The 24,755-nt window shown below is 72.6% G+C and carries 23 protein-coding genes and 1 tRNA gene; 10 read left to right on the top strand and 14 right to left on the bottom strand.

Annotated features, from left to right (window positions below):
* Positions 1 to 90 precede the first annotated feature (90 nt).
* Positions 91 to 1,206: a TrkA family potassium uptake protein gene (locus BG482_RS25875; protein ID WP_069771562.1), complete on the top strand. Its 1,116-nt coding sequence runs from the start codon at positions 91 to 93 to the stop codon at positions 1,204 to 1,206.
* A gap of 54 nt (positions 1,207 to 1,260) precedes the next feature.
* Here the strand turns inward: BG482_RS25875 and BG482_RS25880 are convergent, their stop codons facing one another.
* The 5 genes from BG482_RS25880 to pdhA form a co-directional block, all read right to left on the bottom strand.
* The gene (locus tag BG482_RS25880) at positions 1,261 to 2,655 is read right to left on the bottom strand and encodes a molybdopterin molybdotransferase MoeA (protein ID WP_069771536.1); all 1,395 of its coding nucleotides are present in this window, start codon (positions 2,653 to 2,655) and stop codon (positions 1,261 to 1,263) included.
* Complete coding sequence (locus tag BG482_RS25885) at positions 2,652 to 3,566, bottom strand: NTP transferase domain-containing protein (RefSeq protein WP_079142160.1); 915 nt, start codon at positions 3,564 to 3,566, stop codon at positions 2,652 to 2,654. The genes BG482_RS25880 and BG482_RS25885 overlap by 4 nt, the downstream gene beginning before the upstream one ends.
* A gap of 80 nt (positions 3,567 to 3,646) precedes the next feature.
* Complete coding sequence (locus tag BG482_RS25890; protein WP_069771537.1) at positions 3,647 to 4,987, bottom strand: dihydrolipoamide acetyltransferase family protein; 1,341 nt, start codon at positions 4,985 to 4,987, stop codon at positions 3,647 to 3,649.
* Positions 4,987 to 5,991, bottom strand: coding sequence for an alpha-ketoacid dehydrogenase subunit beta (locus BG482_RS25895; protein WP_069771538.1), 1,005 nt, complete (start codon positions 5,989 to 5,991; stop codon positions 4,987 to 4,989). The genes BG482_RS25890 and BG482_RS25895 overlap by 1 nt, the downstream gene beginning before the upstream one ends.
* Positions 5,988 to 7,124, bottom strand: coding sequence for a pyruvate dehydrogenase (acetyl-transferring) E1 component subunit alpha (pdhA, locus tag BG482_RS25900; RefSeq protein ID WP_069771539.1), 1,137 nt, complete (start codon positions 7,122 to 7,124; stop codon positions 5,988 to 5,990). The genes BG482_RS25895 and pdhA overlap by 4 nt, the downstream gene beginning before the upstream one ends.
* Before the next feature lie 388 nt (positions 7,125 to 7,512).
* Here pdhA and BG482_RS25905 point away from each other — a divergent pair, with 388 nt between their 5' ends.
* The gene (locus BG482_RS25905) at positions 7,513 to 7,968 is read left to right on the top strand and encodes an Lrp/AsnC family transcriptional regulator (protein ID WP_069771564.1); all 456 of its coding nucleotides are present in this window, start codon (positions 7,513 to 7,515) and stop codon (positions 7,966 to 7,968) included.
* Positions 7,969 to 8,049: 81 nt separating this feature from the next.
* On the opposite strand, the gene BG482_RS25910 is transcribed toward BG482_RS25905, so the two are convergent.
* Complete coding sequence (locus tag BG482_RS25910) at positions 8,050 to 8,679, bottom strand: TetR/AcrR family transcriptional regulator (protein WP_069771540.1); 630 nt, start codon at positions 8,677 to 8,679, stop codon at positions 8,050 to 8,052.
* Positions 8,676 to 10,190, bottom strand: a complete 1,515-nt coding sequence (locus BG482_RS25915; RefSeq protein WP_069771541.1) for a 3-hydroxyacyl-CoA dehydrogenase — start codon at positions 10,188 to 10,190, stop codon at positions 8,676 to 8,678. The genes BG482_RS25910 and BG482_RS25915 overlap by 4 nt, the downstream gene beginning before the upstream one ends.
* Positions 10,191 to 10,349: 159 nt before the next feature.
* Between BG482_RS25915 and paaN the strand changes: the two genes are divergently transcribed.
* Complete coding sequence (gene paaN / locus BG482_RS25920; protein ID WP_069771542.1) at positions 10,350 to 12,044, top strand: phenylacetic acid degradation protein PaaN; 1,695 nt, start codon at positions 10,350 to 10,352, stop codon at positions 12,042 to 12,044.
* A gap of 77 nt (positions 12,045 to 12,121) precedes the next feature.
* On the opposite strand, the gene BG482_RS25925 is transcribed toward paaN, so the two are convergent.
* Genes BG482_RS25925 through BG482_RS25935 form a run of 3 tightly spaced genes read right to left on the bottom strand, consistent with a single transcriptional unit; the run spans position 12,122 to position 15,197 of the window.
* Positions 12,122 to 12,910 (bottom strand): RNA methyltransferase, encoded by a 789-nt coding sequence (locus BG482_RS25925; protein WP_069771543.1) that lies wholly within the window; start codon positions 12,908 to 12,910, stop codon positions 12,122 to 12,124.
* The gene (locus BG482_RS25930; RefSeq protein WP_069771544.1) at positions 12,907 to 14,133 is read right to left on the bottom strand and encodes an HTTM domain-containing protein; all 1,227 of its coding nucleotides are present in this window, start codon (positions 14,131 to 14,133) and stop codon (positions 12,907 to 12,909) included. The genes BG482_RS25925 and BG482_RS25930 overlap by 4 nt, the downstream gene beginning before the upstream one ends.
* The gene (locus BG482_RS25935; RefSeq protein WP_069771545.1) at positions 14,130 to 15,197 is read right to left on the bottom strand and encodes a DUF5819 family protein; all 1,068 of its coding nucleotides are present in this window, start codon (positions 15,195 to 15,197) and stop codon (positions 14,130 to 14,132) included. The genes BG482_RS25930 and BG482_RS25935 overlap by 4 nt, the downstream gene beginning before the upstream one ends.
* 286 nt (positions 15,198 to 15,483) lie before the next feature.
* On the opposite strand from BG482_RS25935, the gene paaA reads away from it, so the two are divergent.
* From paaA to BG482_RS25965, 6 genes are all read left to right on the top strand, one after another.
* Positions 15,484 to 16,497 (top strand): 1,2-phenylacetyl-CoA epoxidase subunit PaaA, encoded by a 1,014-nt coding sequence (gene paaA / locus BG482_RS25940; RefSeq protein WP_069771546.1) that lies wholly within the window; start codon positions 15,484 to 15,486, stop codon positions 16,495 to 16,497.
* Complete coding sequence (gene paaB, locus BG482_RS25945) at positions 16,494 to 16,781, top strand: 1,2-phenylacetyl-CoA epoxidase subunit PaaB (protein WP_069771547.1); 288 nt, start codon at positions 16,494 to 16,496, stop codon at positions 16,779 to 16,781. The genes paaA and paaB overlap by 4 nt, the downstream gene beginning before the upstream one ends.
* Complete coding sequence (gene paaC, locus BG482_RS25950) at positions 16,778 to 17,518, top strand: 1,2-phenylacetyl-CoA epoxidase subunit PaaC (RefSeq protein WP_069771548.1); 741 nt, start codon at positions 16,778 to 16,780, stop codon at positions 17,516 to 17,518. Before paaB ends, paaC begins: the two co-directional genes overlap by 4 nt.
* The gene (locus tag BG482_RS25955; RefSeq protein ID WP_069771549.1) at positions 17,512 to 18,132 is read left to right on the top strand and encodes an iron-sulfur cluster assembly protein; all 621 of its coding nucleotides are present in this window, start codon (positions 17,512 to 17,514) and stop codon (positions 18,130 to 18,132) included. Before paaC ends, BG482_RS25955 begins: the two co-directional genes overlap by 7 nt.
* Entirely contained in the window at positions 18,132 to 19,256 is a 1,125-nt protein-coding gene (locus tag BG482_RS25960; protein ID WP_069771550.1) for a 2Fe-2S iron-sulfur cluster-binding protein, read from the top strand. Before BG482_RS25955 ends, BG482_RS25960 begins: the two co-directional genes overlap by 1 nt.
* A gap of 81 nt (positions 19,257 to 19,337) precedes the next feature.
* Positions 19,338 to 20,564 carry an acyl-CoA dehydrogenase family protein gene (locus tag BG482_RS25965; RefSeq protein ID WP_069771551.1) on the top strand — a complete coding sequence of 409 codons (1,227 nt, stop codon included), beginning with the start codon at positions 19,338 to 19,340 and terminating at the stop codon, positions 20,562 to 20,564.
* A gap of 101 nt (positions 20,565 to 20,665) precedes the next feature.
* On the opposite strand, the gene BG482_RS25970 is transcribed toward BG482_RS25965, so the two are convergent.
* The 4 genes from BG482_RS25970 to BG482_RS25985 all read right to left on the bottom strand — a co-directional run bounded on the left by BG482_RS25970 (position 20,666) and on the right by BG482_RS25985 (position 23,849).
* The gene (locus BG482_RS25970) at positions 20,666 to 20,995 is read right to left on the bottom strand and encodes a rhodanese-like domain-containing protein (protein WP_069771552.1); all 330 of its coding nucleotides are present in this window, start codon (positions 20,993 to 20,995) and stop codon (positions 20,666 to 20,668) included.
* A 77-nt stretch (positions 20,996 to 21,072) separates the two neighbouring features.
* Entirely contained in the window at positions 21,073 to 21,870 is a 798-nt protein-coding gene (locus BG482_RS25975) for a J domain-containing protein (RefSeq protein ID WP_069771553.1), read from the bottom strand.
* Between the two features lie 147 nt (positions 21,871 to 22,017).
* On the bottom strand, positions 22,018 to 23,478 hold the full coding sequence (locus BG482_RS25980) for a DUF2252 domain-containing protein (protein WP_069771554.1): 1,461 nt from the start codon (positions 23,476 to 23,478) through the stop codon (positions 22,018 to 22,020).
* Positions 23,479 to 23,762: 284 nt separating this feature from the next.
* Positions 23,763 to 23,849 (bottom strand) — tRNA-Leu (locus BG482_RS25985).
* A gap of 425 nt (positions 23,850 to 24,274) precedes the next feature.
* Here BG482_RS25985 and BG482_RS25990 point away from each other — a divergent pair.
* Positions 24,275 to 24,755: DUF3662 domain-containing protein (locus tag BG482_RS25990; protein WP_141746662.1), on the top strand; the 481-nt coding region annotated here is incomplete at its 3' end.

Consider the following 24,755-nt stretch of genomic DNA (forward strand, 5'->3'; position numbering starts at 1 on the left):
GCCAGGGAAACGTGTTGATTCATGACGGGCGTGAACCCGCCGGGAACCATGGTGCCCACCGATCGGATCACCGTCAGCAGGGGGCACACGATGAAGGACCACGAACGACAGCCCGGCCCGGCCAGGCTCTCACTGTTCAGGTCCCTCTGGTACCGCTCGCGCACCGAAGCCCGTGACGACGCCGAGGCGGGGCGCTCCATCACGATGCCTGTGCGGGTCGGCGTGCCCCCGCTCCAGCAGGTGCTGCGACGACTCGCCCTGGGGCTCCTCGTGCTGGCCGTCACCACACTGATCGTCTACGCCGACCACGACGGCTACAACGACAACTCGGACGGCGCCGTCGGCCTGCTGGACGCGGCCTACTACGCGACCGTCACCCTCTCCACCACCGGCTACGGCGACATCACCCCCGTCAGCGACACGGCCCGGCTCGTCAACATCCTGGTCATCACACCGCTGCGGGTGCTGTTTCTGATCATCCTGGTCGGCACCACCCTGGAGGTGCTCACCGAGCGCACCCGTCAGCAGGTCCGCATCCACCGCTGGCGCGCCCGCACCAGCGGCCACATCGTGGTCGTCGGATACGGCACCAAGGGCCGCCACGCGGTGGAGACCCTCGTCGGGCAGGGCATTCCCAAGGACCGCATCGTCGTCGTGGACGCCCAGCGCAAGGCATCGCTCGTAGCCGGAGACGACGGGCTGGTGTCGGTGACCGGGGACGCCACCCGCTCGGAGACGCTCGTCAAAGCCGAGGTGCAGAACGCCTCCCGGGTGATCGTCTCCCCCCAACGCGACGACACGGCCGCCCTGGTCACCCTCACCGCGCGTCAGCTGAACCGGCGCGCCACGATCGTGGTCGCCGCCCGGGAGGACGAGAACGTGCCGTTGCTCAAGCAGAGCGGCGCGGACACCGTGATCACCAGCTCCAGCTCCGCCGGACGACTGCTCGGCGTGTCGATGATCAGCCCTACGGTCGCCAGAACGCTGGAGAGCCTGATGACCATCGGCAGCGGCCTGGACCTCGTCGAGCGCCCGATCACCAAGACGGAAGCGGGCAAGGACCCCCGCGCCTGCGCGGATCTCGTCGTGGCCGTCGTCCGGGGCAGGGAACTGCTCGACTACACCGATCCCCGTCTCGCCCATCTGCAGCAAGGGGACCGGGTGATCACGGTCAGTCGAGCCGTTCCGGCTCCCGAGCAGGGATGACGGTGTTTCACGTGAAACACCGGCGAGGTTTCACGTGAAACGACGGCGCGTGTTTCACGTGAAACACGCGCCGATCCCGGCCGTCGCCCACGGCAGGTCCAGCACTTCCGCCTCCTGACCCGCCCGCGCCCCGCCGGGCGGTACGACGGCGAGGGCGTCGGCCGCCGCGATGCCGCGCAGCATGGCCGGACCGTTGTAGTGCAGCGGCACGGCGTGGTCGCCCCGCAGAACCACCGGGATGAGCCGGGTGTCGTAGGGGTGCCCGTGCACCGCCTCCCGCAAGGGCAGCGTGTACGGCTCGGGAGCGCCGCGAGCGGCGAGGGTGCGCAGCAGCGGCTCGGCGAGCGTGAGCAGGCCGGAGACGGCCGCGAGAGGGTTTCCGGGCAGACCGACGAGGTGCTGGCCGTCCTTGACGCGCGCCAGCAGCATCGGGTGCCCGGGGCGCACCTTGACGCCGTCGACGAGGAGCTCGGCGTCGATCCGGCGCAGGGTGGGGTGCACATGGTCGAGGGGTCCCGAGGCCGTGCCCCCGGTGGTGACGATCAGATCCGCGCCGGACGAGGTGACGGCCTTGTGCAGGGCCTTCGCATCGTCTCGGAGTCTGCGTACGGCGATGACCTCGGCGCCCAGCGCCCGCAGCCAGGGCGGCAGCATCGGGCCGAGTGCGTCCCGGATCAGGCCGTCGTGCGGGCGGCCCTCGGTGAGCAGCTCGTCACCGAGGACCAGCACCTCGACCCGGGGCCGGGGCACGGCGGTCACCGTGTCGTACCCGGCGGCGGCGGCCAGACCGAGCACGGCCGGTGTCACCACCGCTCCGGCGAGCAGCAGCTGATCGCCGGAACGGCACTCCTGGCCGCGCGGGCGAATGTCCTGGCCGTGTTGCATCTCGCGGGTCGGATGCAGTCGGCCGTTGTCATCGGTGCGGCCGTGCTCGCTGCGCAGCACCGCAGTGGTGTCCGGGGGGATCCGGGCGCCGGTGGCGATCCGGACGGCCTCGCCGTCGGCGAGGGGAGCGGGCGCGGCGCTCCCGGCGAGCACGCCCTCCTCCCGTACGTGCCAGGGTCCGGGACCCGCGACCGCCCATCCGTCCATCGCTGACGTGTCGAACGAGGGCAGGTCGGTGAGGGCGGTCAGCGGGCCGGCCAGAACCAGACCGAGGGCGTCGCCGAGGCCTACGGACACGGGGGCGGGGCGGGGGCCCGAACGGGCGGCGCGGGCCGCGATCGTCCGCGCCTGCGGCCAGGCGGTGGCGCGGTGGTGATGTTCCGCGGCGGCCCGGTGACCCGCGTCCACGGCCCGGGCGGACGGTGAGACGTCGGGCTCGCGCTGCGCGGGGCGGGGATCGCCGGTCGGGCGGCCGGAGCCGTTGCCGTCCTTCACGAGGGCGAGCGCCTCCTCGACATCGAGGTCCTCGGCGTCGAGGCCCTGCCGGGCGCCGTGCGGGGTCATCCGGCGTCCGGTCCCGGGCCGCCGGGGCCGGCGGCCTTGCCCTGCTCGGCCTCCTGTCCGGCCTCCTCCTCCGCTTCCCGGGCCCAGCGCACCGCCAGTGCGGCGGCCTTGCGGGCGGCGTCGGCGACGGCCTCGGAGCCGCCCCCGGCCTGCGCGGCCGCGTAGCCGACCAGGAAGGTGGTCAGGGGGGCCGCCGGCCGGGCCACACCATGGGCGGCGTCCCGGGCGAGGTCGAGGAGGACGCCGGTGTCGACGTCGAGGTCGACGCCCAGTTCGTCCTTGACTGCGGAAATCCATTCATCCAACACGTGGTCATGCTCCCTGATACGGGCCCTGGCAGTGGCGATGTCGTCCCAGGTGTCGCAGTCGAAGGACCCGACCGGGTCGGGGACGCGGGCAAGGTCGAGTGCGGCGGTCAGCCGGCGCAGGGGCAGCCCGGCGAGGCCGCCGTGGGCGGCGGCCAGCACCGCCAGTTCGCGGCGCAGCGCCACCGTGCGGTACGCGGCGACGAGCGGCTGGTCGCGGCCGGCCGCGTCGGTGAGCAGCACACCCTCGGCTCCGCCGGAGCGCAGGGCGGTCAGCAGCCGCCGCACGGTGTCCGGGGCGAGGAACGGCAGATCGGCGGAGAGCACGAGGACGTCGTCCGCCGTGACGCGGCGCAGCCCGGCGTCGAGCGCGGCGACGGGTCCCGCGCCGGGCGGGTCCTCGCGCGCCCAGCGCACGGGCCGGGCGGTGGGACGGGGGTCCGCGACGACGACGGTGGCACGGGCGTCGGCGCAGGCGCCGAGGACCCGGTCCAGCAGCGCGCGCCCGCCCACCCGCACACCCGGCTTGTCGGCCCCACCGAGCCGGCGGGCGCCGCCGCCGGCGAGCACGACGGCGTCGTGGGCGGGGGACTCGTTCGAGGTCACCCCCCGAGTATGGCGGCCGATGCCGGGGTTCGGGCCCCGGGACCATGACGAAGGCGGGGAGCGCGGCGCCCCGCCCTCGGTCACAGGGTGCGCAACAGCACCGCCGGCTGCTCGACACAGTCCGCGACATGGCGCAGGAAGCCGCCCGCCGTGCCGCCGTCGCACACCCGGTGGTCGAAGGTGAGCGAGAGCTGGACGACCTGGCGCACCGCGAGCTCGCCCTCGTGCACCCACGCTCTGGGGACGATACGGCCGACGCCGAGCATGGCCGCCTCGGGGTGGTTGATGATCGGCGTGGAGCCGTCGACGCCGAACACTCCGTAGTTGTTCAACGTGAAGGTGCCGCCGGTCAGCTCCGCGGGGGTGAGGCGTCCTTGGCGCCCGGCCTCGGTGAGCCGGGCGAACTCCGCGGTGAGCCCCTCGGCGTCCCGCGCATGCGCGTCACGGACCACCGGCACGACCAGGCCGCGTTCGGTCTGCGCGGCGAAGCCGAGGTGGACCTGGTCGAACTGGACGACCTCACGGGCGGCCTGGTCGACGCTGGAGTTGAGTTCCGGGAACCGGGCCAGCGCCGCGGTGCAGATACGGGCGAGCAGCGCGAGCAGCGAGATCTTGGGCCCGCCTGTCGTGTTCATCGCGGTCCGGGCCCTCATCAGCTCGGTCGCGTCGGCGTCCACCCAGCAGGTCGCGTCCGGGATCTCGCGCCGGCTGCGGGAGAGCTTGTCGGCGACGGCGCCCCGGACACCCTTGAGGGGGACGCGGCGGACACCGGTGAGGGCGGAAGGAGCGGCGGGCTGCTGAGCCGCCTGTGCCGCCTCTTCGCGCGGCACGGCCATCCGTAGCGCGTTCTCCACGTCCGCTCGCAGGATCAGCCCATCCGGTCCTGAGCCCGTGAGTTCCCGCAGGTCCAGTCCGTTCTCCCGGGCCAGCCTGCGTACCAGCGGGGAGATCACGGGGACGGGTCCGCCGGTCGCCTCGACCGGGGCCGCCGAAGACGCCGGGGCCACCGGGGCGATCGGGGCCGTGCCGTCGACCGTGACGGAGACGGCGGGCTCCGGCCGCGTGGAGCGGACCCGACGCCTGCGCGCGGGGGCCTCCGAAGTGCCGTATCCGACGAGCACGTTGCCCGAGCCCCCGGTGCCGGACCCTGCGTCGGCCACGGCGTCGGAGGCAGGCGCGCCGACCGCGACCGTGATCAACGGGGCGCCGACGGGCATTTCCGTGCCCTCCTCGCCGAAGCGGGCCGTCACCACGCCGCCGTACGGGCAGGGCACCTCGACCATCGCCTTGGCCGTCTCGACCTCGACGACCGGCTGGTCGACGGCCACGACGTCGCCCACCTGGACGAGCCAGCGGACGATCTCCGCCTCGGTGAGCCCCTCACCGAGGTCGGGGAGCTTGAACTCCAGTACCTGTGCCATCAGTTCCCGGCCTCCCACTGCAGCCGCGCCACGGCGTCGAGGATGCGGTCGACGCCGGGCAGGTGGTGGCGCTCCAGCATCGGCGGCGGATAGGGCAGGTCGAACCCGGCCACACGCAGCACCGGCGCCTCCAGGTGGTGGAAGCAGCGCTCGGTGACGCGGGCGGCGATCTCCCCGCCCGGGCCGCCGTAGGAGCCCGACTCGTGGACGACGACCGCGCGGCCGGTACGACGTACCGACGCGGCGACCGTCTCGTCGTCGAAGGGCACCAGCGAGCGCAGGTCGACGACCTCCAGGTCCCAGCCCTCGGCGCACGCCGCCTCGGCGGCTTCGAGGCAGACCGGAACCGACGGCCCGTACGTGATCAGTGTGGCGCTGCGGCCCGGACGCCGCACCACCGCTCGTCCGATCGGCTCGACGGCCGTCGGCTCCTCCGGGTTCCAGGCGTCCTTGGACCAGTACAGGCGCTTGGGTTCGAGGAAGACGACCGGGTCGTCCGAGGCGATGGAGGCGCGCAGCAGGCCATAGGCGTCGGCGACCGTGGCGGGCGTGACGACGTGCAGGCCCGGGGTCGCCATGTAGTACGCCTCGGAGGAGTCGCTGTGGTGCTCGACGCCGCCGATGCCGCCGCCGTAGGGCACGCGGACCGTGATCGGCAGGGGCATCCGGCCGCGGGTGCGGTTGCGCATCCGGGCGACATGACTGATGAGCTGCTCGAACGCCGGGTAGGCGAACGCGTCGAACTGCATCTCCACGACCGGCCGCAGGCCGTACATGGCCATGCCGACGGCGGTGCCGAGGATGCCGGCCTCGGCGAGCGGGGTGTCCGTGCAGCGGTCCTCGCCGAACTCCTTCGCCAGTCCGTCGGTGACCCGGAAGACGCCGCCGAGGGCGCCCACGTCCTCACCCAGGACGTGCACGGACGGGTCGGCGGCCATGGCGTCGCGCAGCCCGCGCGTGAGGGCCTGCGCCATGGTGGCGGGCTTGAGGGCCACGGTCGTCATCGGTGCGCGCCTTCCTGCTCGGCCTCGAGCTCGGCCCGCAGCAGCGCCTGCTGCTCGCGCAGCTGCGGAGTGGGCTCGGCGTACACGTGGGAGAACAGGTCCATCGGGTCGAGGGCCGGGTCCTGGTTCATCCGGGTGCGCAGGTCTGCGGCCATCACCTCGGCGGCGTCCCGCGCGGACTGCCTGGCGGCCTCGTCGAGGAGCCCGCGCGCGGTCATCTCGCGCTCCAGCAGCTGGATCGGGTCGTGCTCACGCCAGGTCTCCACCTCGGCGTCGCCGCGGTAGCGGGTGGCGTCGTCGGCGTTGGTGTGGGCGTCGATGCGGTAGGTGACCGCCTCCACGAGGGTCGGACCGCCGCCCTCGCGCGCCCGGCGCACGGCGTCGGCCAGCACCTCGTGCACGGCGGCCGCGTCGTTGCCGTCGACCAGGCGGCCCGGCATGCCGTAACCGACGGCCTTGTGGGCCAGCGAGGGAGCGGCGGTCTGCTTGGCGAGCGGGACGGAGATCGCGAAGCCGTTGTTCTGCACGAGGAAGACGACCGGCGCCTGCCAGACGGCGGCGAAGTTCAGCGCCTCGTGGAAGTCGCCCTCGCTAGTGCCGCCGTCGCCCACCATGGCGAGCGCGACCACGTCGTCGCCCTTGAGACGGGCGGCGTGCGCCAGGCCCACGGCGTGCGGGAGCTGGGTGGCGAGCGGGGTGCACAGGGGCGCCACCCGGTGCTCGTAGGGGTCGTAGCCGGTGTGCCAGTCACCGCGCAGCAGGGTGAGGGCCTCGACGGGGTCCACGCCGCGAGCGACGACGGCGAGGGTGTCGCGGTAGCTGGGGAAGAGCCAGTCGCGCTCCTCCAGCACGAGGGCGGCGGCGACCTCGCAGGCCTCCTGGCCGGTGCTGGAGGGGTAGACGGCGAGTCTGCCCTGCTTGGTGAGGGCGGTCGCCTGGACGTTGTAGCGGCGGCCGCGCACCAGCTGGGCGTACAGCCGGCGCAGCAGCTCCGGGTCGGCCTGTGCGGCCGCGTCGGTGCCGAGGACGCGGTACGGCTCCGCGTCGGGCAGCAGCGGCGCGGGGTCGGTACGGGGCTGCCAGGCCGGCGGCGGAGTCGGCCGGTACGTGCCCCGCTGCTCCATGACCGTCATGACGGCACCTCCTCGGGGATGCGGCTACGGGAGGCGTGTCGGCTGTGACCCGCCTCACCTACCGATTGTTCGGTCGTCGGCACATTTTGGCTACAGGCCCCCTCAGGCTGTGGACAAACGGTTCTCCACAGCCTGAGATGGACGCAGTACGTCCATGCTGGGAAGGCGGGGGGACATGGCACCTGAACAAATGGCCGAAGGGCCGGAGAACGGTGCCGCGCTTCCGCCGAGCAGCTCCACACCGAGCGGCCCCCCGCCGTCGACCGCTCTCCCGCCGTCGACCGGTCTCCCGCCGTCGGGTGGGCCCTCGCCGTCCGGCGGCTCCGGTCCCTCGCCGGCCGGCGGACCCGCGCCGTCGACCGGGCTTCCGCCGTCGGCCGGTTCCTCGCTGCCACCGGCGCGGCCGCTCGACGCCATCGACCAGGACATCCTGCAGATGCTCCAGGCGGACGGCCGGGCCTCGATACGGTCGGTCGCCGAACGGGTCCACGTCTCGCGGGCCAACGCCTACGCGCGGATCAACCGGCTCATCGACGACGGAGTCATCCGCGGCTTCGGCGCCCGCGTGAACCACGAGCGCGCCGGACAGGGCACGAGCGCCTACATCACCCTGAAGATCGTGCAGAACTCCTGGCGCACGGTGCGCGAGCAGCTCAGACAGCTGCCCGGCGCCTCCCACATCGCCCTCGTCGGAGGCGACTTCGACGTCCTGCTGCTGGTGCACACGCCCGACAACAGGGCGCTGCGCGAGGTGGTGCTGACCCGGCTCCAGGCGATCCCCGAGGTGCTCAGCACCCGCACGCTGCTGGTGTTCGAGGAAGAGGACCTGGAGCCACAGGGCTGAACGGAGGACCGAGCCCCAGGGCGTCGGTCCGGTCGGGTGAACGGGTCGGCTCGGGTGAACGGGTCAGCTCGGCTGAACGGGTCAGCTCGGCTGAACGGGTCCGGTCGAGGGGCTCGGCGCGGTCGGGGCCGTCCGCAGGCCCTCGAAGACCAGCCGCACCACCGCGTCGGCGACCTCGCTCTCGACCATCCCCCGGCCGCCGGGCCGGTACCACTCCACGATCGAGTTGATCATGCCGAAGACCAGGCGGGTGGCGAGCCGCACCTCCATGTCGCCGCGGACGTCCCCGTCGGCTGCGGCGGCCCGCAGCAGGTCGGCCACGCGGTGGTCGAAGTCCCGCCGCCGTTCCAGGGCCCACCGCTCGGTGTCGGTGTTGCCGCGCACACGCAGCAGCAGCGTCACGTACGGCAGCTCGCCGATCAGCACCTCGACCATGCGCCGGACGACATACTCCAGGCGGTGCGAGGCGTGCCCCACGCGCGCGTGCTCCTCGCCCAGGATCCCGAAGAGGCCGTCCAGGGCGCGGCTGACGGCCCGTCGCAGCAGTTCCTCCTTGCCGGCGACGTGGTGGTAGATCGACGACTTGGAGATGCCTGCCGCCTTGGATAGGTGCTCCATGGACGTGCCGTCGTAGCCGCGTTCGTTGAAGACCTGAACGGCTACGGAGAGCAGGGTCTCCGGGGTGTAGGTGTCGCGCTTGGCGGCGGTCACGAGGCGCCCTCCCGCTTCTCGGTGGCGTAGGAGTGCCGGTACAGCGCGAGGGACGGCGCGTAGCGGCCGCCGGGGTCGCGGTCGTGCAGGTCGTCGAGGAGGGAGTAGGCCCACATACGGCCCAGCCTGCGGCTCCATTCGAAGGGGCCGAGGGGGTAGTTCACGCCCAGACGCATCGCGGTGTCGATGTCCTCCTCGGTGGCGACGCCCTTGGCCACGGCGTCGTGCGCGAGGTCGACGATCCTGGCGACCGTGCGGGCGACGATCATGCCGGGGACGTCCCCGATGACGCTGACGTCCTTGCCGAGCGCCTGGAAGAGGCCGATCGCCTCGGACATGGTCTGCGCGGTGGTGTCCTGTGAGGCGGACAGGGCGATGCGGGTGGCCTTGCGGTAGTCCAGGGCGAGGTCGAAGTAGACGACGTCCCTGAACTCCACGGAGGTCTGGCCGTCGGCGAGCGCGAGCTGGCCGTCGCCCGGCAGCACGAGCCGCGTGCCGTGGTCCTCTTCCTCCTCGCGGACCTGGATGCCCGCCTCCCGGATCAGCGCGAGCAGCTCCGAGGCGGGGCCCAGGTTGCCCTCGGCGACGACGTAGGCGGGCGGCTGGGCCTTCTCCGCGGTGTGCGGTTCGGCGGGCTCGGCCCCCTCGCGGTAGTCGTACCAGCCCTGGCCGGTCTTGTGGCCGAGCCGGCCCGACTCGACGAGGCGGCGCTGCGCGAGGGAGGGCGTGAAGCGCGCGTCCTGGAAGAAGGACTGCCACACGGAGTGCGTCACCGACTCGTTGACGTCCTGCCCGATCAGATCGGTCAGCTCGAAGGCGCCCATCCGGAAGCCGCCCGACTCGCGCAGCACGGCGTCGATGGTGGCCGGGTCGGCGCCCTGTGCCTCGTAGACGGCGAACGCCTCGGCATAGAAGGGCCGGGCGATGCGGTTCACGATGAACCCGGGGGTGTCGGCGCAGGCGACCGGCGTCTTGCCCCAGGAGCGGGCGGTCTCGTACGCGCGCGTGGCCGAGGTGACGTCGGTGGCGTGGCCCGAGACCACCTCGACCAGCGGCAGCAGCGGCGCCGGGTTGAAGAAGTGCAGGCCCACGAACCGGCCGGGGTTGCGCAGGGCCCCGCCGACGGCGGTCACCGACAGGGACGAGGTGTTGGTGGCGAGCAGGCAGTCCTCGCCGACCACGTCCTCCAGCTGCCGGAACAGCTCCTGTTTGACGTCCAGTCGTTCGACGACGGCCTCGACGACCAGTGAGCAGTCGGCGAGGTCGGAGAGGTCCTGAGCGGCGTGCAGACGGGCGCGTGCCTCGTCGCGGTCGCCGGCCGCGAGGCGGTCCTTCTCGACGAGCCGGTCGAGGCGCGCGCCGATCGCGGCGGCCGCATCACGGGCTCGGCCCGGGACGGCGTCGTACAGCCGCACGCGGTGGCCCGCGACCAGCGCGACCTGGGCGATGCCCTGGCCCATGGTGCCGGTGCCGACGACGGCCACGGGGCTGCTGAGGTCGAGTGCTGTCATGTGCGCGATCCTCCCGCACGGGGTTTTCCACAGATGCGGCAGGCCCCCTTGTCCCGACCGATCGTTCGGTTACTCTAGCGGTGACTGGCTGTTCCCGCCCAGGTTTCCGCCAGGCCATGAGCTCGACGGAGAGTTCTCAAGACGAGGAGTTGGTCCCGCATGGCCGCCGCCGAACTGACCGCGCACGCTCTGATCGCTCAGCACCGGCCCACCCTCGACCAGGCCCTGGAAGCGATCCGCACCCGCGCGTACTGGTCCCCGCACCCGGAACACCCCAAGGCCTACGGGGAGAACGGCAGCCTGGACGCGGCGGCCGGCAAGGCCGCGTTCGACGCCGTCCTGAACACCCGCCTCGACCTCGGCCAGCCCGGCACCGACGACTGGGTGGGCGGCGAGGTGTCGCCGTACGGCGTCGAGCTGGGCGTGACGTACCCGCACGCGGACGTGGACGCGCTGCTGCCCGCCATGAAGGCCGGCCGGCGCGCCTGGCGGGACGCCGGCGCGGAGCTCCGCGCGGTGGTCTGCCTGGAGATCCTCAAGCGGATCAGCGACCGGACGCACGAGTTCGCGCACGCGGTCATGCACACCTCCGGCCAGGCCTTCATGATGGCGTTCCAGGCCGGCGGCCCGCATGCGCAGGACCGTGGTCTGGAAGCGGTGGCCTACGCGTACGCGGAGCAGGTCCGCACGCCCGGCACGGCGGAGTGGAGCAAGCCCCAGGGCAAGCGCGACCCGCTCGCGATGACCAAGAGCTTCACGCCGGTCCCGCGCGGTATCGCCCTGCTCATCGGCTGCAACACCTTCCCCACCTGGAACGGCTACCCGGGCCTGTTCGCCTCCCTGGCCACCGGTAACGCGGTCCTGGTCAAGCCCCACCCGCGCGCGGTGCTGCCGCTCGCGCTCACCGTGGCAGTCGCGCGGGAGGTGCTCGCCGCGGCCGGCTTCGACCCGAACCTGGTGGCGCTGGCCGCCGAACGTCCCGGCGAGGGCATCGCCAAGACCCTGGCCACCCGGCCGGAGATCAAGATCGTCGACTACACCGGCTCCACCGCCTTCGGCGACTGGCTGGAGGCGAACGCCCGCCAGGCGCAGGTCTACACCGAGAAGGCCGGCGTCAACACGGTGATCGTGCACTCCACGGCGAACTACAAGGGCATGCTCGCCAACCTGGCGTTCTCGCTGTCCCTGTACAGCGGCCAGATGTGCACCACCCCCCAGAACCTGCTGATCCCCCGCGAGGGCATCCGCACCGACGAAGGCCCGAAGAGCTTCGACGAGGTCGTCGCCGACCTCGCCCGCGCGGTCGACGGCCTCCTCGGCGACGACGCCCGCGCCAACGCCCTCCTCGGCGCGATCGTCAACCCGGACGTCAAGGCCCGCCTGGAGGCGGCGGCCGGCCTCGGCGAGGTCGCCCTCGCCTCCCGCGAGGTGAGCAACCCCGAGTTCCCGGACGCGGTCGTGCGCACCCCGGTGATCGTCAAGCTGGACGGGGCCAAGCCGGACGACGAGGCCGCCTACATGAGTGAGTGCTTCGGCCCGGTCTCCTTCGCCGTCGCGGTCGACTCGGCGGCCGACGCGGTCGCCCTGCTGGGGCGCACGGTGCGCGAGAAGGGCGCGATGACGGTCGGCGCGTACACCACGGACGGCGAGGTGGAGGAGGCGATCCAGGAGGTCTGCCTGGAGGAGGCGGCCCAGCTGTCCCTGAACCTCACCGGGGGGGTGTACGTCAACCAGACGGCCGCGTTCTCCGACTTCCACGGCTCGGGCGGCAACCCGGCGGCCAACGCGGCCCTCACCGACGGCGCGTTCGTCGCCAACCGCTTCCGGGTGGTGGAGGTCCGCAGGGACGCCTGAGCGCCCCGGGACAGCACCGCGAGGGGCCGAGGAGGGCCGCAGGACGTCCTGCGGCCCCCTGGGCGAGACCCGGGGCCTCAAGGGACGGGCGGTGCGCCGGTCGGCGTGCCCCCGAAGGCGCTCCAGTGGTACAGCGTCATGGCCACGCTGGTCGCGAGGTTGTAGCTGGAGACCTGAGGGCGCATCGGCAGGGCGAGGAGATGGTCCGCCCGCGCGCGCAGTTCGGTGGAGAGTCCGCTGCGCTCCGAGCCGAACGCGAGCAGGGCGTCGTCGGGGAGTTCGACGCCCCGGATGTCGTCGCCCTCCGGGTCGAGGGCGAACACCGGGCCGGCGGGCAGCTCGTCGACGTCCATCCGCTCCACGGCGGTGGCGAAGTGCAGTCCAGCCCCGCCGCGCAGCACGGTCGGATGCCACGGGTCGAGCGTGCCGGTGGTGACCACGCCGGTCGCCCCGAATCCGGCGGCCAGCCTGATCACCGCTCCCGCGTTGCCCAAATTGCGCGGATGGTCGAGGACGACGACGGGAGAGGTCCGGGGCACGCGTCCCAGCCGCTCCAGGTTGACCGCACGGGTGGGCCGCACGGCCAGGGCGGCGACCGCGGTGGGATGCGGACGCGGCACCAGGGAGGCGTACGCCGCCTCCGTGGCCTCCGTCAGCAGCCCGTCCAGCGTCTCGCGCACGTCGGGGGCGAGTTCCTCGGCGAGGGCGAGGGCCGCGCGCCGGTCGACGGCGACCGCCACCGGGATCTCGGCCCCGAAACGCACGGCGTGCTTGAGGGCGTGAAAGCCGTCGAGCAGCACGGCGTCGCCCGCGAGCCCGCGCCACCGGCCGAGCGGATCGCGGCCGGCGGTCACTGGGTCGGTCATGCCGTGAACCCTACGCGCGCGGGCGCGGCGTCCTCGTCGGCCGGCTCCGGCGCCGCCTTGCCACTGCCGTCGCCGTCCCCGTCGTCGCCGGAGAACAGCCGCTCACGCGCGCGTACCGCCCAGCCGCCGATCCGGTGCAGGAACGGAGTGGGCAGGAAGACGGCGTCGGTCGCGATCATCGCCAGGGAGAAGAACGGCAGCCCCAGCACGACGGCGATCACCGCGTGCTCGGTCATCATCACCGCGAGCAGCACGTTCTTCAACCGCCGGTTGGAAAGGGTGAACGGGAAGGCCACCTGCACGATGACGGTCCCATAGGTGGCGATCATGACCATCGTGCCGCTGGCGGACAGCAGGTCGGCGAGCATCGGCCAGGGCGAGAAGTAGTCCAGGTGCAACGGGTAGTACACGGCGGTGCCGTCCTGCCACCGCGAGCCCTGGATCTTGTACCAGCCGGCCGTCGCGTAGATCAGACAGGCCTCGACCATGATCACGACCAGGGCGCCGTTGTGCAGGACGTTGCCGATCACGTCGAACAGGATCCGCGGCTCCGTCGACTTCCTCAGTCGCCCCACGGCCCACCACAGCCCCTGCACGCACCACGCCGCCCACAGGAGCGCGGGAATGGTCCACTCGCTGTGGAAACGGTCCGCCACGGTCACCGTGATCAGTGCGCACCCGGACACGGCCCACAGCACGGGGCCGACCCGGTCCGTGACCCGCTCTCCCCGCGCGCGTGCCTCCTGCTCGCGCCGGGCCCGTCGCGCGTCCAGCGACCACACCCGGCCGCAGCGCATGAAGACCAGGTAGACCGACATCAGGTGCAGGACGTTGTCGCCGCCGTCGCCGACGAAGACGCTGCGGTTCTGCAGCGACAGCACGCCGACCATGAACAGCACCGACATCGCACGGGTGCGCCAGCCCAGCAGCAGCAGCGCGCTGGAGAGCAGCGCGAGCGCGTACACGACCTCGAACCAGCCCCGCCCGTCGGACCACATCAGGGCGGTGAACGCCCCGTTGGAATCGATCAGCTGCCGGGCCAGCTCCCAGTTCCAGGGGCCGTCGGGGCCGTAGAGCTCCTCACGGTGAGGGAACTCGCGCAACAGGAACAGCAGCCAGGTCACGCTGAAGCCGATGCGGACCACGGCGCTCTGGTACGGCGCGAACGCCGACTCCGTGACACGGGCGATGCCGGCGGACACCGACAAGGAGAACCGGTTCACCTCGTGCCTCCCTCGCTCGCGCCGTCCGGCACCGACCACCAGGACAGTTCGCGGTACACGGGGCTCGTCGACACCTTCTCGGTGCTCCACTTCGGCGGGGTCACATTGGTGGTCCGGGAGCGGACCTGGACCCGCTCGACGACGCCGCCGGCGGCCGCGCCGCCGCGCTCCAGCCGCAGCACCACGATGCGGCGCAGATACGTCTCGGCGAGAGCACCCCGGACGCCCACCGAGCGGTTGTCGTTGTCATGCGTCGCGGTGAAGAAGTCCCACGCGCGGCGCAGTTCGTTCTGCTGGGTGTGGCTCGGCACCAGGTTGCCGTCGATGGCCCGGCCGTCCTGTGCGGACAGGTCGTACCAGCCGGTGGTCCGCGATCCGCCGTCCTCGGTGCGCACCTGGGCACGGACCTGGACGGAGATGTTCTGCTGCAGCGGGTTCGGCGCGAACAGCTTCCAGTTCTGCTCGAACTCGGGGTAGATCCAGTCGTCGATCGCCTTGCCGTGCGCCTTGGTGACGGTGTTCGACGGCGCGACGTGCAGGAACACCATCCCGACCTGCAGGCAGACGACGACCGCGACGACGGCGAGCGCCAGCGCGGCGCAGACCTGATAGCGCGGGGAGAGGGCCGCCACACCCGTACGGGACGCCAGGGCACCGGCCTCAGGGCCACCGGCCCCGGGAACGCCGACCTGCGGTTCATGCGCCTCGGAAGCGACGGCCTCCGGCCTCCCGGCCCCGGGGGCGCCCGACTCAGGGCTGTCCGCCACAGGAGCGACGGCCTCCCGCTCACCGGGCTCGGGGTTGCCCGCCTCGGCGGCGTCGGGCCCGGAGGCGCGGGCGGCAACGGCGGCCGCCCTCTCACCAGCCCCGGCGCCCCCGGCCTCGGCGCCCCCGGCCTCGGCGCCCCCGGCCTCGGTGCCGCCAGCCTCAGCGGGCGATCCCGCCTCAGGGCTCGGGAGTCCGGATCGAGGGCCGGGCAGGGCGGCCCCGGCCCGCGGCGGCTGCGCCTCCCCCGGTCCGCTGCGCCCCTGTGGAGCGCCGGAGCCTCCGTCGTACGCGTCCATTCCGCCCCGTTCCCCGATCCCGGTCGTCCTCCGCGCTACGTCGCGCAATCGCGAACGGTACTCAGCATCACCCGTTCGGCGCAGCCCTCCCCCCGGCGGCACCGGGAACCGGCCGGGGGCGAGGCGGTTGTCCACAGGGGACGCCCGCAGGTTATCCACAGCGGTTGACACCATACGACGGCCGTCCCACCATGGAATCGCACGGACCGAACGATCGGTCGGGAGAAGGCTCGGGCAGAGCCGAGGCCGCGGCGCCCAGCCGGGGCCCTAGGTCAAGGGGGACCGCATGGCGACAGCAGCCGCGCACCAGACGGCCCGCACACACGGGCACGCCGGGCAGGAGGGCGGCATCGGCGCCGACGAGACGTACCAGCGCGTCTTCGACGCCACGGTGGCCGCCGACGAACGCATCGAGCCACGCGACTGGATGCCCGACGCCTACCGCGCGACGCTGGTGCGCCAGATCGCCCAGCACGCCCACTCCGAGATCATCGGCATGCAACCGGAGGCCAACTGGATCACCCGCGCGCCCTCCCTGCGCCGCAAGGCCATCCTCATGGCGAAGGTCCAGGACGAGGCGGGCCACGGGCTCTACCTGTACAGCGCGGCCGAAACCCTCGGCGCCAGCCGTGAAGACCTGCTCGACAAGCTCCACACCGGCCGCCAGAAGTACTCGTCGATCTTCAACTACCCGACCCTCACCTGGGCGGACGTCGGCGCGATCGGCTGGCTGGTGGACGGCGCCGCCATCACCAACCAGGTCCCCCTGTGCCGCTGCTCCTACGGCCCGTACGCGCGCGCCATGGTCCGCGTCTGCAAGGAGGAGTCGTTCCACCAGCGCCAGGGCTACGAACTCCTGCTGGCCCTCAGCCGCGGCACCCCGGAGCAGCACGCCATGGCCCAGGATGCGGTGGACCGCTGGTGGTGGCCGTCGCTCATGATGTTCGGCCCGCCCGACGACGAATCCGCGCACTCCGCGCAGTCGACGGCCTGGAAGATCAAGCGCCATTCGAACGACGAACTGCGCCGGCGCTTCGTCGACATCTGCGTCCCGCAGGCGGAGTCCCTCGGCCTGACGCTCCCCGACCCGGACCTGAAGTGGAACGAGGAGCGCGGCCACCACGACTTCGGCCCGATCGACTGGACCGAGTTCAAGGAGGTCCTCAAGGGCAACGGGCCGTGCAACGAGCAGCGCATCACCCAGCGCAAACGCGCACACGACGAGGGCGCGTGGGTGCGCGAGGCAGCCGCGGCCTACGCGGCCAAGCACAGCCCCAAGACGGAAGTGGAGCAGGCATGACCGACACCGACTGGCCCCTGTGGGAGGTCTTCGTGCGCTCCCGGCGCGGCCTCTCCCACACCCACGCCGGCAGCCTGCACGCGCCGGACGCCGAGTTCGCCCTGCGCAACGCCCGCGACCTGTACACCCGCCGCGGCGAAGGCGTCTCCATCTGGGTCGTGCCGTCCTCGACGATCACGGCCTCCTCGCCGGACGAGAAGGACCCGTTCTTCGAGCCGGCCGCCGACAAGCCGTACCGCCACCCGACGTTCTACGAGATCCCGGAGGGGGTGAAGCACCTGTGACGCGCGAAGCACCTGCGCCCACGGCGGCCCACACGACCACCGCCGCCCTCGCCCTGGGCGACGACGCCCTGGTGCTCTCCCACCGCCTGGGGGAGTGGATGGGCCACGCGCCCGTGCTGGAGGAGGAGGTCGCGCTCGCCAACATCGCGCTCGACCTGCTCGGCCAGGCCCGGATCCTGCTGTCGATGGTCGGCGACGAGGACGAGTTGGCCTATCTGCGGGAGGAACGCGCCTTCCGCAACCTCCAGTTGGTCGAACAGCCCAACGGCGACTTCGCCCACACCATCGCCCGCCAGCTGTACTTCTCCACGTACCAGCACCTGCTGTACGACCGGCTGGCGACCGGGCGGAGCCCGCTGGCGGGGCTCGCCGCCAAGGCCGTCAAGGAGGTCGCCTACCACCGCGACCACGCCGAGCAGTGGACGCTGCGGCTGGGCGACGGCACCGAGGTCGCCCATGAGCGCATGCGGCGCGCCTGCACGGCCCTGTGGCGGTTCACCGGCGAGATGTTCCGTCCCCTGGAGGGCCTCGGCGTCGACCCGGCAGACCTGGAACCGGCCTGGCTGGAGTCGGTGGGCGGCCTCCTGGGGCGGGCCGGTCTGGCGCTGCCCGAGGGGCCGCGCACCGGAGCGTGGGCCGCCGGCGCGGGCCGCGAGGGCCTGCACACCGAGTCGTTCGGCCGCATGCTCGCCGAGATGCAGCACCTGCACCGCAGTCACCCGGGGGCGACATGGTGACGCCCACCGCTCTGGAGGCGGAACTGTTCGCGGTCGCCGGCTCGGTGCTCGACCCGGAGCTGCCCGTGCTCACCCTGCAGGAACTCGGCGTGGTGCGCGCGGTGCGCCTGGGTGCCGCGGACGTCGTCGAGGTGGAGTTGACCCCCACCTACACCGGCTGCCCGGCGATCGAGGCGATGTCCCTGGACATCGAACGGGCGCTGCGCGAGCACGGGGTGCGTGAGGTGACGGTGCGCACCGTGCTCACGCCCGCCTGGTCGACGGACGACATCTCCGCCGAAGGGCGTCGCAAGCTGCGCGAGTTCGGCATCGCGCCGCCGCGCACCGTGCGCGAACCGGGGCCGGTGCCGCTGGAGCTCGGACCGACCCGAACCGGCCCGCCCACCGTCCACGCGCCGGCCGCGCCGGGCGCCGGCCACACGGTCCCGGGCGGGTCCGTGGCCGCGGTCGCCGACCCGGCCGTGGAGCCCGCCGCGGCGCCGGACCCGATCCGGTGCCCGCTCTGCGGCTCCGCCGACACCGAGCTGCTGAGCCGCTTCTCCTCCACCGCCTGCAAGGCGTTGCGGCGATGCCTGGCCTGCCGTGAACCCTTCGACCACTTCAAGGAGTTGTGATGGCGCGATTCCACTCGCTCCGGGTGGCCGCGGTGGACCGCCTCACGGACGACTCCGTCGCCCTCACCCTCACGGTCCCCGAGCAGCTGCGCGAGGAGTTCCGGCACGCTCCGGGACAGCACCTCGCCCTGCGCATGAGGGCCGGGAGAACCGACGCCGCCCTCGGCGCCGACAGGACCGGCAGGAGCGACAGGACCGGCGGGAGCGACGGGTTCGAGGTCCGGCGGACGTACTCGATCTGCTCGCCCGCGCCCGACCCCCACGGCCCGGGGCCCAGCACCCTGCGGGTGGGCGTGCGGCTGGTCGAGGGGGGAGCCTTCTCGACGTACGCGATGAAGGAGATCGGCGTCGGCGACGAGCTCGACGTGATGACTCCCGCGGGACGCTTCACGCTCGACCCCGCGCCCGGCCTCTACGCGGGGATCGTCGGCGGCAGCGGCATCACTCCGGTGCTGTCGATAGCCGCCACGCTGCTGGCCCGTGAGCCCTCCGCCCGCTTCTGTCTTCTGCGCAGTGACCGTACGGCCGCCTCGACGATGTTCCTCGAGGAACTCGCCGACCTCAAGGACCGCTTTCCCGAGCGTCTCCAGCTGGTCACCGTCCTCTCCCGCGAGGAACAGCAGGCGGGGCTCCCCTCCGGGCGGCTGGACCGGGAACGCCTGACCGGACTGCTGCCCTCGCTGCTGCCGGTGCGGCAGGTGGCCGGATGGTTCCTGTGCGGACCGTTCGGGCTCGTGCAGGGCGCTGAGCAGGCGCTGCGCGAGATCGGAGTGCCGCGGTCGCGGATCCACGAGGAGATCTTCCATGTGGACGCCGCACCGCAGCCCGCGCAGACGGCGGCCCCCGCCCACAGCACCGTGACCGCCCGGCTCGACGGCCGGGGCGGCAGCTGGCCCGTGCAGGACGGGGAGTCGGTCCTGGAGACGGTGCTGCGCAACCGCCCCGACGCGCCCTACGCCTGCAAAGGCGGGGTGTGCGGGACCTGCCGGGCCTTCCTGGTGTCCGGCGAGGTGCGCATGGACCGCAACTTCGCTCTGGAGCCGGAGGAGACGGACGCGGGGTACGTACTGGCCTGCCAGTCGCACCCGGTGACGGAGGCGGTGGAGGTGGACTTCGACCGCTGAGCCACCGCCCGTTCCCTTCTCCTAGAACCTGTTCTATCTTGACGACCCGTCAGATCAACTGACCCGTCGGGAGGACAGGCCGTGGACTTCACCTTCACCGAGGAGCAGCGGGCCGCGGCCGAGGCGGCGCGGGGAGTGTTCGCCGGGGTCGCCCCCGACAGCGTGCCGAGCCCGGCGCTCACCAGGGGCGCCGTGGCCGAATCCTTCGACCGCGCGCTGTGGGACAGGCTCGCGGCGGCGGACCTGCTGAGTCTGCTGCTCGACGAGCATTCCGGCGGCTCCGGCCTGGACGCGGTCGCCCTCTGCCTGGTGCTGCGAGAGTCGGCGAAGGTGCTGGCGCGGGTGCCGCTGCTGGAGCACAGCGCCGCCCTGGCCGCCGTACAGGCCTACGGTGGGGCGGAGTCGAGGTCGGCTCTGCTCACCAGGGCCGGGCGGGGCGAAGTCGTCCTGACGGTCGCCGCCAACGGCCGCACCGGCCACGGCCCGGCCGAACTCGCCGTCACCGCCCGGCCGGAGACCGGCGACGACACGGGCACCGGCACAGACTCCACCCCGGACACCGGCTCCGGCTCCGGCTCCGGCTCCGGGAACAGTGCGGGCGGCACGGGCGGTGGCGTGTGGGTGCTGGACGGCGTGCAGACGGCCGTGCCGTGGGCGTACGACGCCGACTTCGTCCTCGTTCCGGCGCGCACCGGGGACGACCGCAGCATCCTCGCCCTCGTGCCGCGCGAGCACCAAGGAGTCGTGCTCGCCGAGCAGATCTCCACCACCGGCGAACGGCTCGGCGAACTGCGCCTGGAATCGGCGCGGATCCCCGCTCGGGACGTCATCACCGCCGACGGCGCATGGGAGCGGCTTCGCACCCTGCTCGCCACGGGCACGTGCGCCCTGGCCCTCGGGCTGGGCGAGCGGGTGCTGCGGATGACCGGCGACTACACGAGCAAGCGCGAGCAGTTCGGTCACCCCATCGCCAGCTTCCAGGCCGTCGCCGTGCAGACCGCCGACCGCTACATCGACCTGCGCGCGATGGAGGTCACCCTGTGGCAGGCAGCGTGGCGGATCGCCTCCGGCGCGCCGGGCGCGCTGCCGGCGTCCGGTGACGTCGCCGTGGCCAAGATCTGGGCCTCGGACGGCGTCCGGCGGATCGTGCAGACCGCGCAGCATCTGCACGGAGGCTTCGGAGCCGACGTCGACTACCCGCTGCACCGGTACCACGCCTGGGCCAAACACCTGGAACTGTCGCTGGGCCCGGCCGCGGCGCACGAGGAGGCGCTGGGCGACCTGCTCGCCGCCCATCCCCTCGGCTGACCCGCCTGCGCGCCGCACGGGCACACAGGACCACGCCCACGGGACAGCCCGACAAGGTCGCTCCACACGGGCGTCCCACAGGGTCGTGGGACGAGACGGTCCTAGAGGACGAAGCCCGGCGTGCCCTCGTCCGTGACGACCGGGCGGCCCGTGGCGGCCCAGGTCTGCATACCGCCGTCGACGTTGACGGCGTCGATGCCCTGCTGTGCGAGGTACATGGTGACCTGGGCGGAACGGCCGCCGGAGCGGCAGATCACATGGACCCGGCCGTCCTGCGGCGCCGCCTCGGTCAGCTCTGCGTAGCGGGCGACGAACTCGCTGAGGGGAATGTGCAGCGCCCCTTCGGCGTGCCCCGCCTGCCACTCGTCGTCCTCGCGGACGTCCAGCAGGAAGTCGTCGTCCTTGAGGTCCCCGACCTCGACCGTGGGCACACCAGCTCCGAAACTCATGGCCCCGACGCTACCCGACCGACGCCAAGGCGCGACGGCGCGATGACGGCGGGGCGGCGTCAGCCCGCCAGCTCCGCCAGTTCCGCCTCGCGTGCGGAGACGTCGGCGAGAAGCTTGTCGGCGATCTCGTCCAGGAGACGGTCGGGGTCGTCGGGAGCCATCCGGAGCATCGAGCCGATCGCGCTCTCCTCCAGTTCGCGGGCGACCAGCGTGAGCATCTCCTTGCGCTGGGCGAGCCACTCCAGACGCGCGTAAAGCTCCTCGCTGGGGCTCGGGGTGCGTTCGGCGGGCGCAGGACCGGCCGCCCACTCCTCGGCCAGCTCGCGCAGCAGGACCTCGTCGCCCCGCGCGTAGGCCGCGTTGACGCGGGTGATGAACTCCTCGCGCCGGGCCCGCTCGTCGTCCTCCTGGGCCAGGTCGGGGTGGGCCTTGCGGGCCAGCTCGCGGTAAAGCTTGCGGGCTCCTTCGCTGGGCCGCACCCGGTCGGGAGGCCGCACCGACTGGTCCGTGAGCATCGCCGCGGCCTCCGGGAACAGCCCTTCGCCGTCCATCCAGCCGTGGAACAGCTCCTCGACCCCGGGCATCGGCAGCACCCGGGCCCGCGCCTCGGCGGCCCTGCGCAGATCCTCGGGGTCACCGGTGCGGGCTGCCCTCGCCTCGGCGATCTGCGCTTCCAGCTCGTCGAGCCGGGCGTACATCGGACCGAGTTTCTGGTGGTGGAGCCGCGAGAAGTTCTCGACCTCGACGCGGAAGGTCTCCACCGCGATCTCGAACTCGATCAACGCCTGCTCGGCGGCCCGCACGGCCTGCTCCAGCCGCGCCTCGGGCCGGGGCTGCTCAGCTTCGGGGGTCGTCACCCGACCAGCCTAGGGCCTCTCCGGCGGATCATGGCCGGACAAGCCCTGGCCGAGGCCGCGTCGAGCACGCTCGAACGCGCCCAGCGCCTCTGCGTACGCCGTTCGCAGGCGCACCCCGCCGGGCGCAGCCGTGACGCCCGACCCGGCTCAGACTCCCGTCTCGGCCGCGATCCTTCCCGCCCGTACCGCCGCGACGAGGTCCGTGTGATCCGCCTCGGTGCGGTCGGCGTAGGCCACGGCGAACGCCGCGATCGCCTCGTCGAGTTCCTCGTTCTTGCCGCAGTAGCCGGCGATCAGCCGCGGGTCGACGCTGTGGGAGTGCGCGCGGGCCAACAGGGCGCCGGTCATCCGGCCGTAGTCGTCGACCTGGTCGGCGGCGAGCGCGGCCGGGTCGACGCTGCCCTTGCGGTTGCGGAACTGCCGTACCTGGAAGGGGCGTCCGTCGACCGTCGTCCAGCCCAGCAGGATGTCGCTGACGACCTGCATGCGCTTCTGGCCGAGCACCACCCGGCGGCCCTCGTGGTCCACCTCCGGCGCGTCGAAACCGGCGGTCACCAGGTGCGGGACCAGCGCCGACGCGCGGGCCTCCTTCACCTGCAGGATCAGCGGCTCGCCCTGGTGGTCCAGCAGCAGGACCACATAGGACCTCGTCCCCACGCTGCCCGTGCCGACGATGCGGAAGGCGACGTCGTGCACCGCGTGACGGGACAGCAGCGGGTGACGGTCCTCGGACAGGGTGGTCAGATAGTGCTCCAGGGACGCGGCCACCGCATGGGCCTCCGCATCCGGGACCCGGCGCAGCACCGGCGCCGCGTCGACGAAGCGGCGGCCGCCGTCCTGCGTCGCCTCGGTCGACTTGGCCGCGAACCGCCCGCTGGTGTTGGCCCGGGCCTTCTCCGACACCCGCTCCAGCGTGCCCAGCAGGTCGCGGGCGTCGGCGTGGGAGACCAGTTCCTCGTCGGCGATGGCGTTCCAGGCGTCCAGCACCGGGAGCTTGGCCAGCAGCCGCATGGTGCGCCGGTAGGAGCCTGCCGCGCCGTGCGCCGCCCGGCGGCAGGTGTCCTCGTCCGCGCCGGCCTCCCGGCCCGCGAGCACCAGGGAAGCGGCGAGGCGCTTGAGGTCCCACTCCCAGGGCCCTTCGACCGTCTCGTCGAAGTCGTTGAGGTCGATGACCAGGCCGCCCCGGGCGTCCCCGTACAGACCGAAGTTGGCGGCGTGGGCGTCCCCGCAGATCTGGGCGCGCACGCCGGTCATGGGGGTGCGGGCCAGGTCGTACGCCATAAGACCCGCCGAGCCGCGCAGGAAGGCGAACGGCGTCGCCGCCATCCGGCCGACCCTTATCGGCGTGAGCTCCGGGATCCGGCCCCGGCCCGACTCCTCGACCGCCGCCACCGCGTCCGGCCTGGCGGCGTCCAGGACCAGTTCGGCGTGCGCCGACCGCGACACCCTGTGGCGCAGCTGCCGACCCTCCGCCTTGGGCGTCACGGGAGCCGCATCCGATCCCGCCCCGGCGGAACGCCCGGGGGGCCACTCGGCGAACCCTCGCACCCGGGGCAGCCTGCGCGCCTCGCCCGTTCCCGCCCCTGCACCCTCGGCCTCGGTCGCCATGACCGCCTCCCCCGCACGCGTACGCCCGTCGACCCGACGAGCCGAACATCAACTCGTGCAGACCGTACAGCCGCGGGCGTGGACCCGTCAGGCCCTGGAAGACGCGGTCCTCTCCGGCCGTCGTAGGGGATGTTTCACGTGAAACACCCGCGCACTTCTGCCGACCACGACCCTGAGATGTTCCTCACACACGGTGAGCGACCATGGCCTGGACCTGCCCCGCGCTCGAACCACTCCGGAACATGCGAAAGCCCCGTAGGTCATGGACCTACGGGGCTTTCGGCTGGTGCGCGAGGGGGGAGTTGAACCCCCACGCCCTTTCGGGCACTGGAACCTGAATCCAGCGCGTCTGCCTATTCCGCCACCCGCGCATTGGGTGTGTCTTCCGGCTTGTGGGCTGTTCGGCCTGCCGCCTTCCGACATGCAGAACATTAGCACGCGGTCCAGGGTGCGTTCACATCCCTTTCTGGCGGGCAGGGAGCAGGTGGGGACCCGTCGGCGGCCTCGTACGTCTCGGCGGTGACTGGTTCACGTATCAACCTCGTACCTATGGCGGCCGTCTCCCCAGGAGCCGGACGAGGAGCACAGCCAGGTGCGGGACACTGGTCCAAGGCCGCCTCTACGATCCTGGGCAGAAGCGAGTACGAGAAGCAGGTGGACGGAGAGGACATCGACACCCGTCGACGGGTGTCGACAGGGGGAACCAGCCGATTCACCGGCGCGTGGATACGATCAGTAAGCAGTACCAGGTAAGCAGCACGGCTCGGGACGACAGCCACTACGGAGGAGGTGCCCCATGGGAGTCCTGAAGAAGTTCGAGCAGCGTCTCGAGGGTCTGGTCAACGGCACCTTCGCCAAGGTGTTCAAGTCCGAGGTCCAGCCCGTGGAGATCGCCGGCGCGCTCCAGCGCGAGTGCGACAACAACGCCACCATCTGGAACCGCGATCGCACGGTCGTCCCCAACGACTTCATCGTGGAGCTGAGCACGCCGGACTACGAGCGGCTCAGCCCCTACTCCGGCCAGCTCGGCGACGAGCTCGCCGGCATGGTGCGCGACTACGCCAAGCAGCAGCGCTACACCTTCATGGGCCCGATCAAGGTCCACCTGGAAAAGGCCGACGACCTCGACACCGGGCTGTACCGGGTGCGCAGCCGTACGCTCGCCTCCTCCACCAGCCAGGCCGACGACGCGCCCGCCGGCGGCCGACCGCGCCCCGGCGGACCGGGCGGCGCCGCCTACCCCGGCGCCGGCGGAGCAGGCGCTCCGCCCATGCCGT

The sequence above is a fragment of the Streptomyces sp. LUP30 genome (assembly GCF_001746365.1).
Taxonomy (GTDB): Bacteria; Actinomycetota; Actinomycetes; order Streptomycetales; family Streptomycetaceae; genus Streptomyces.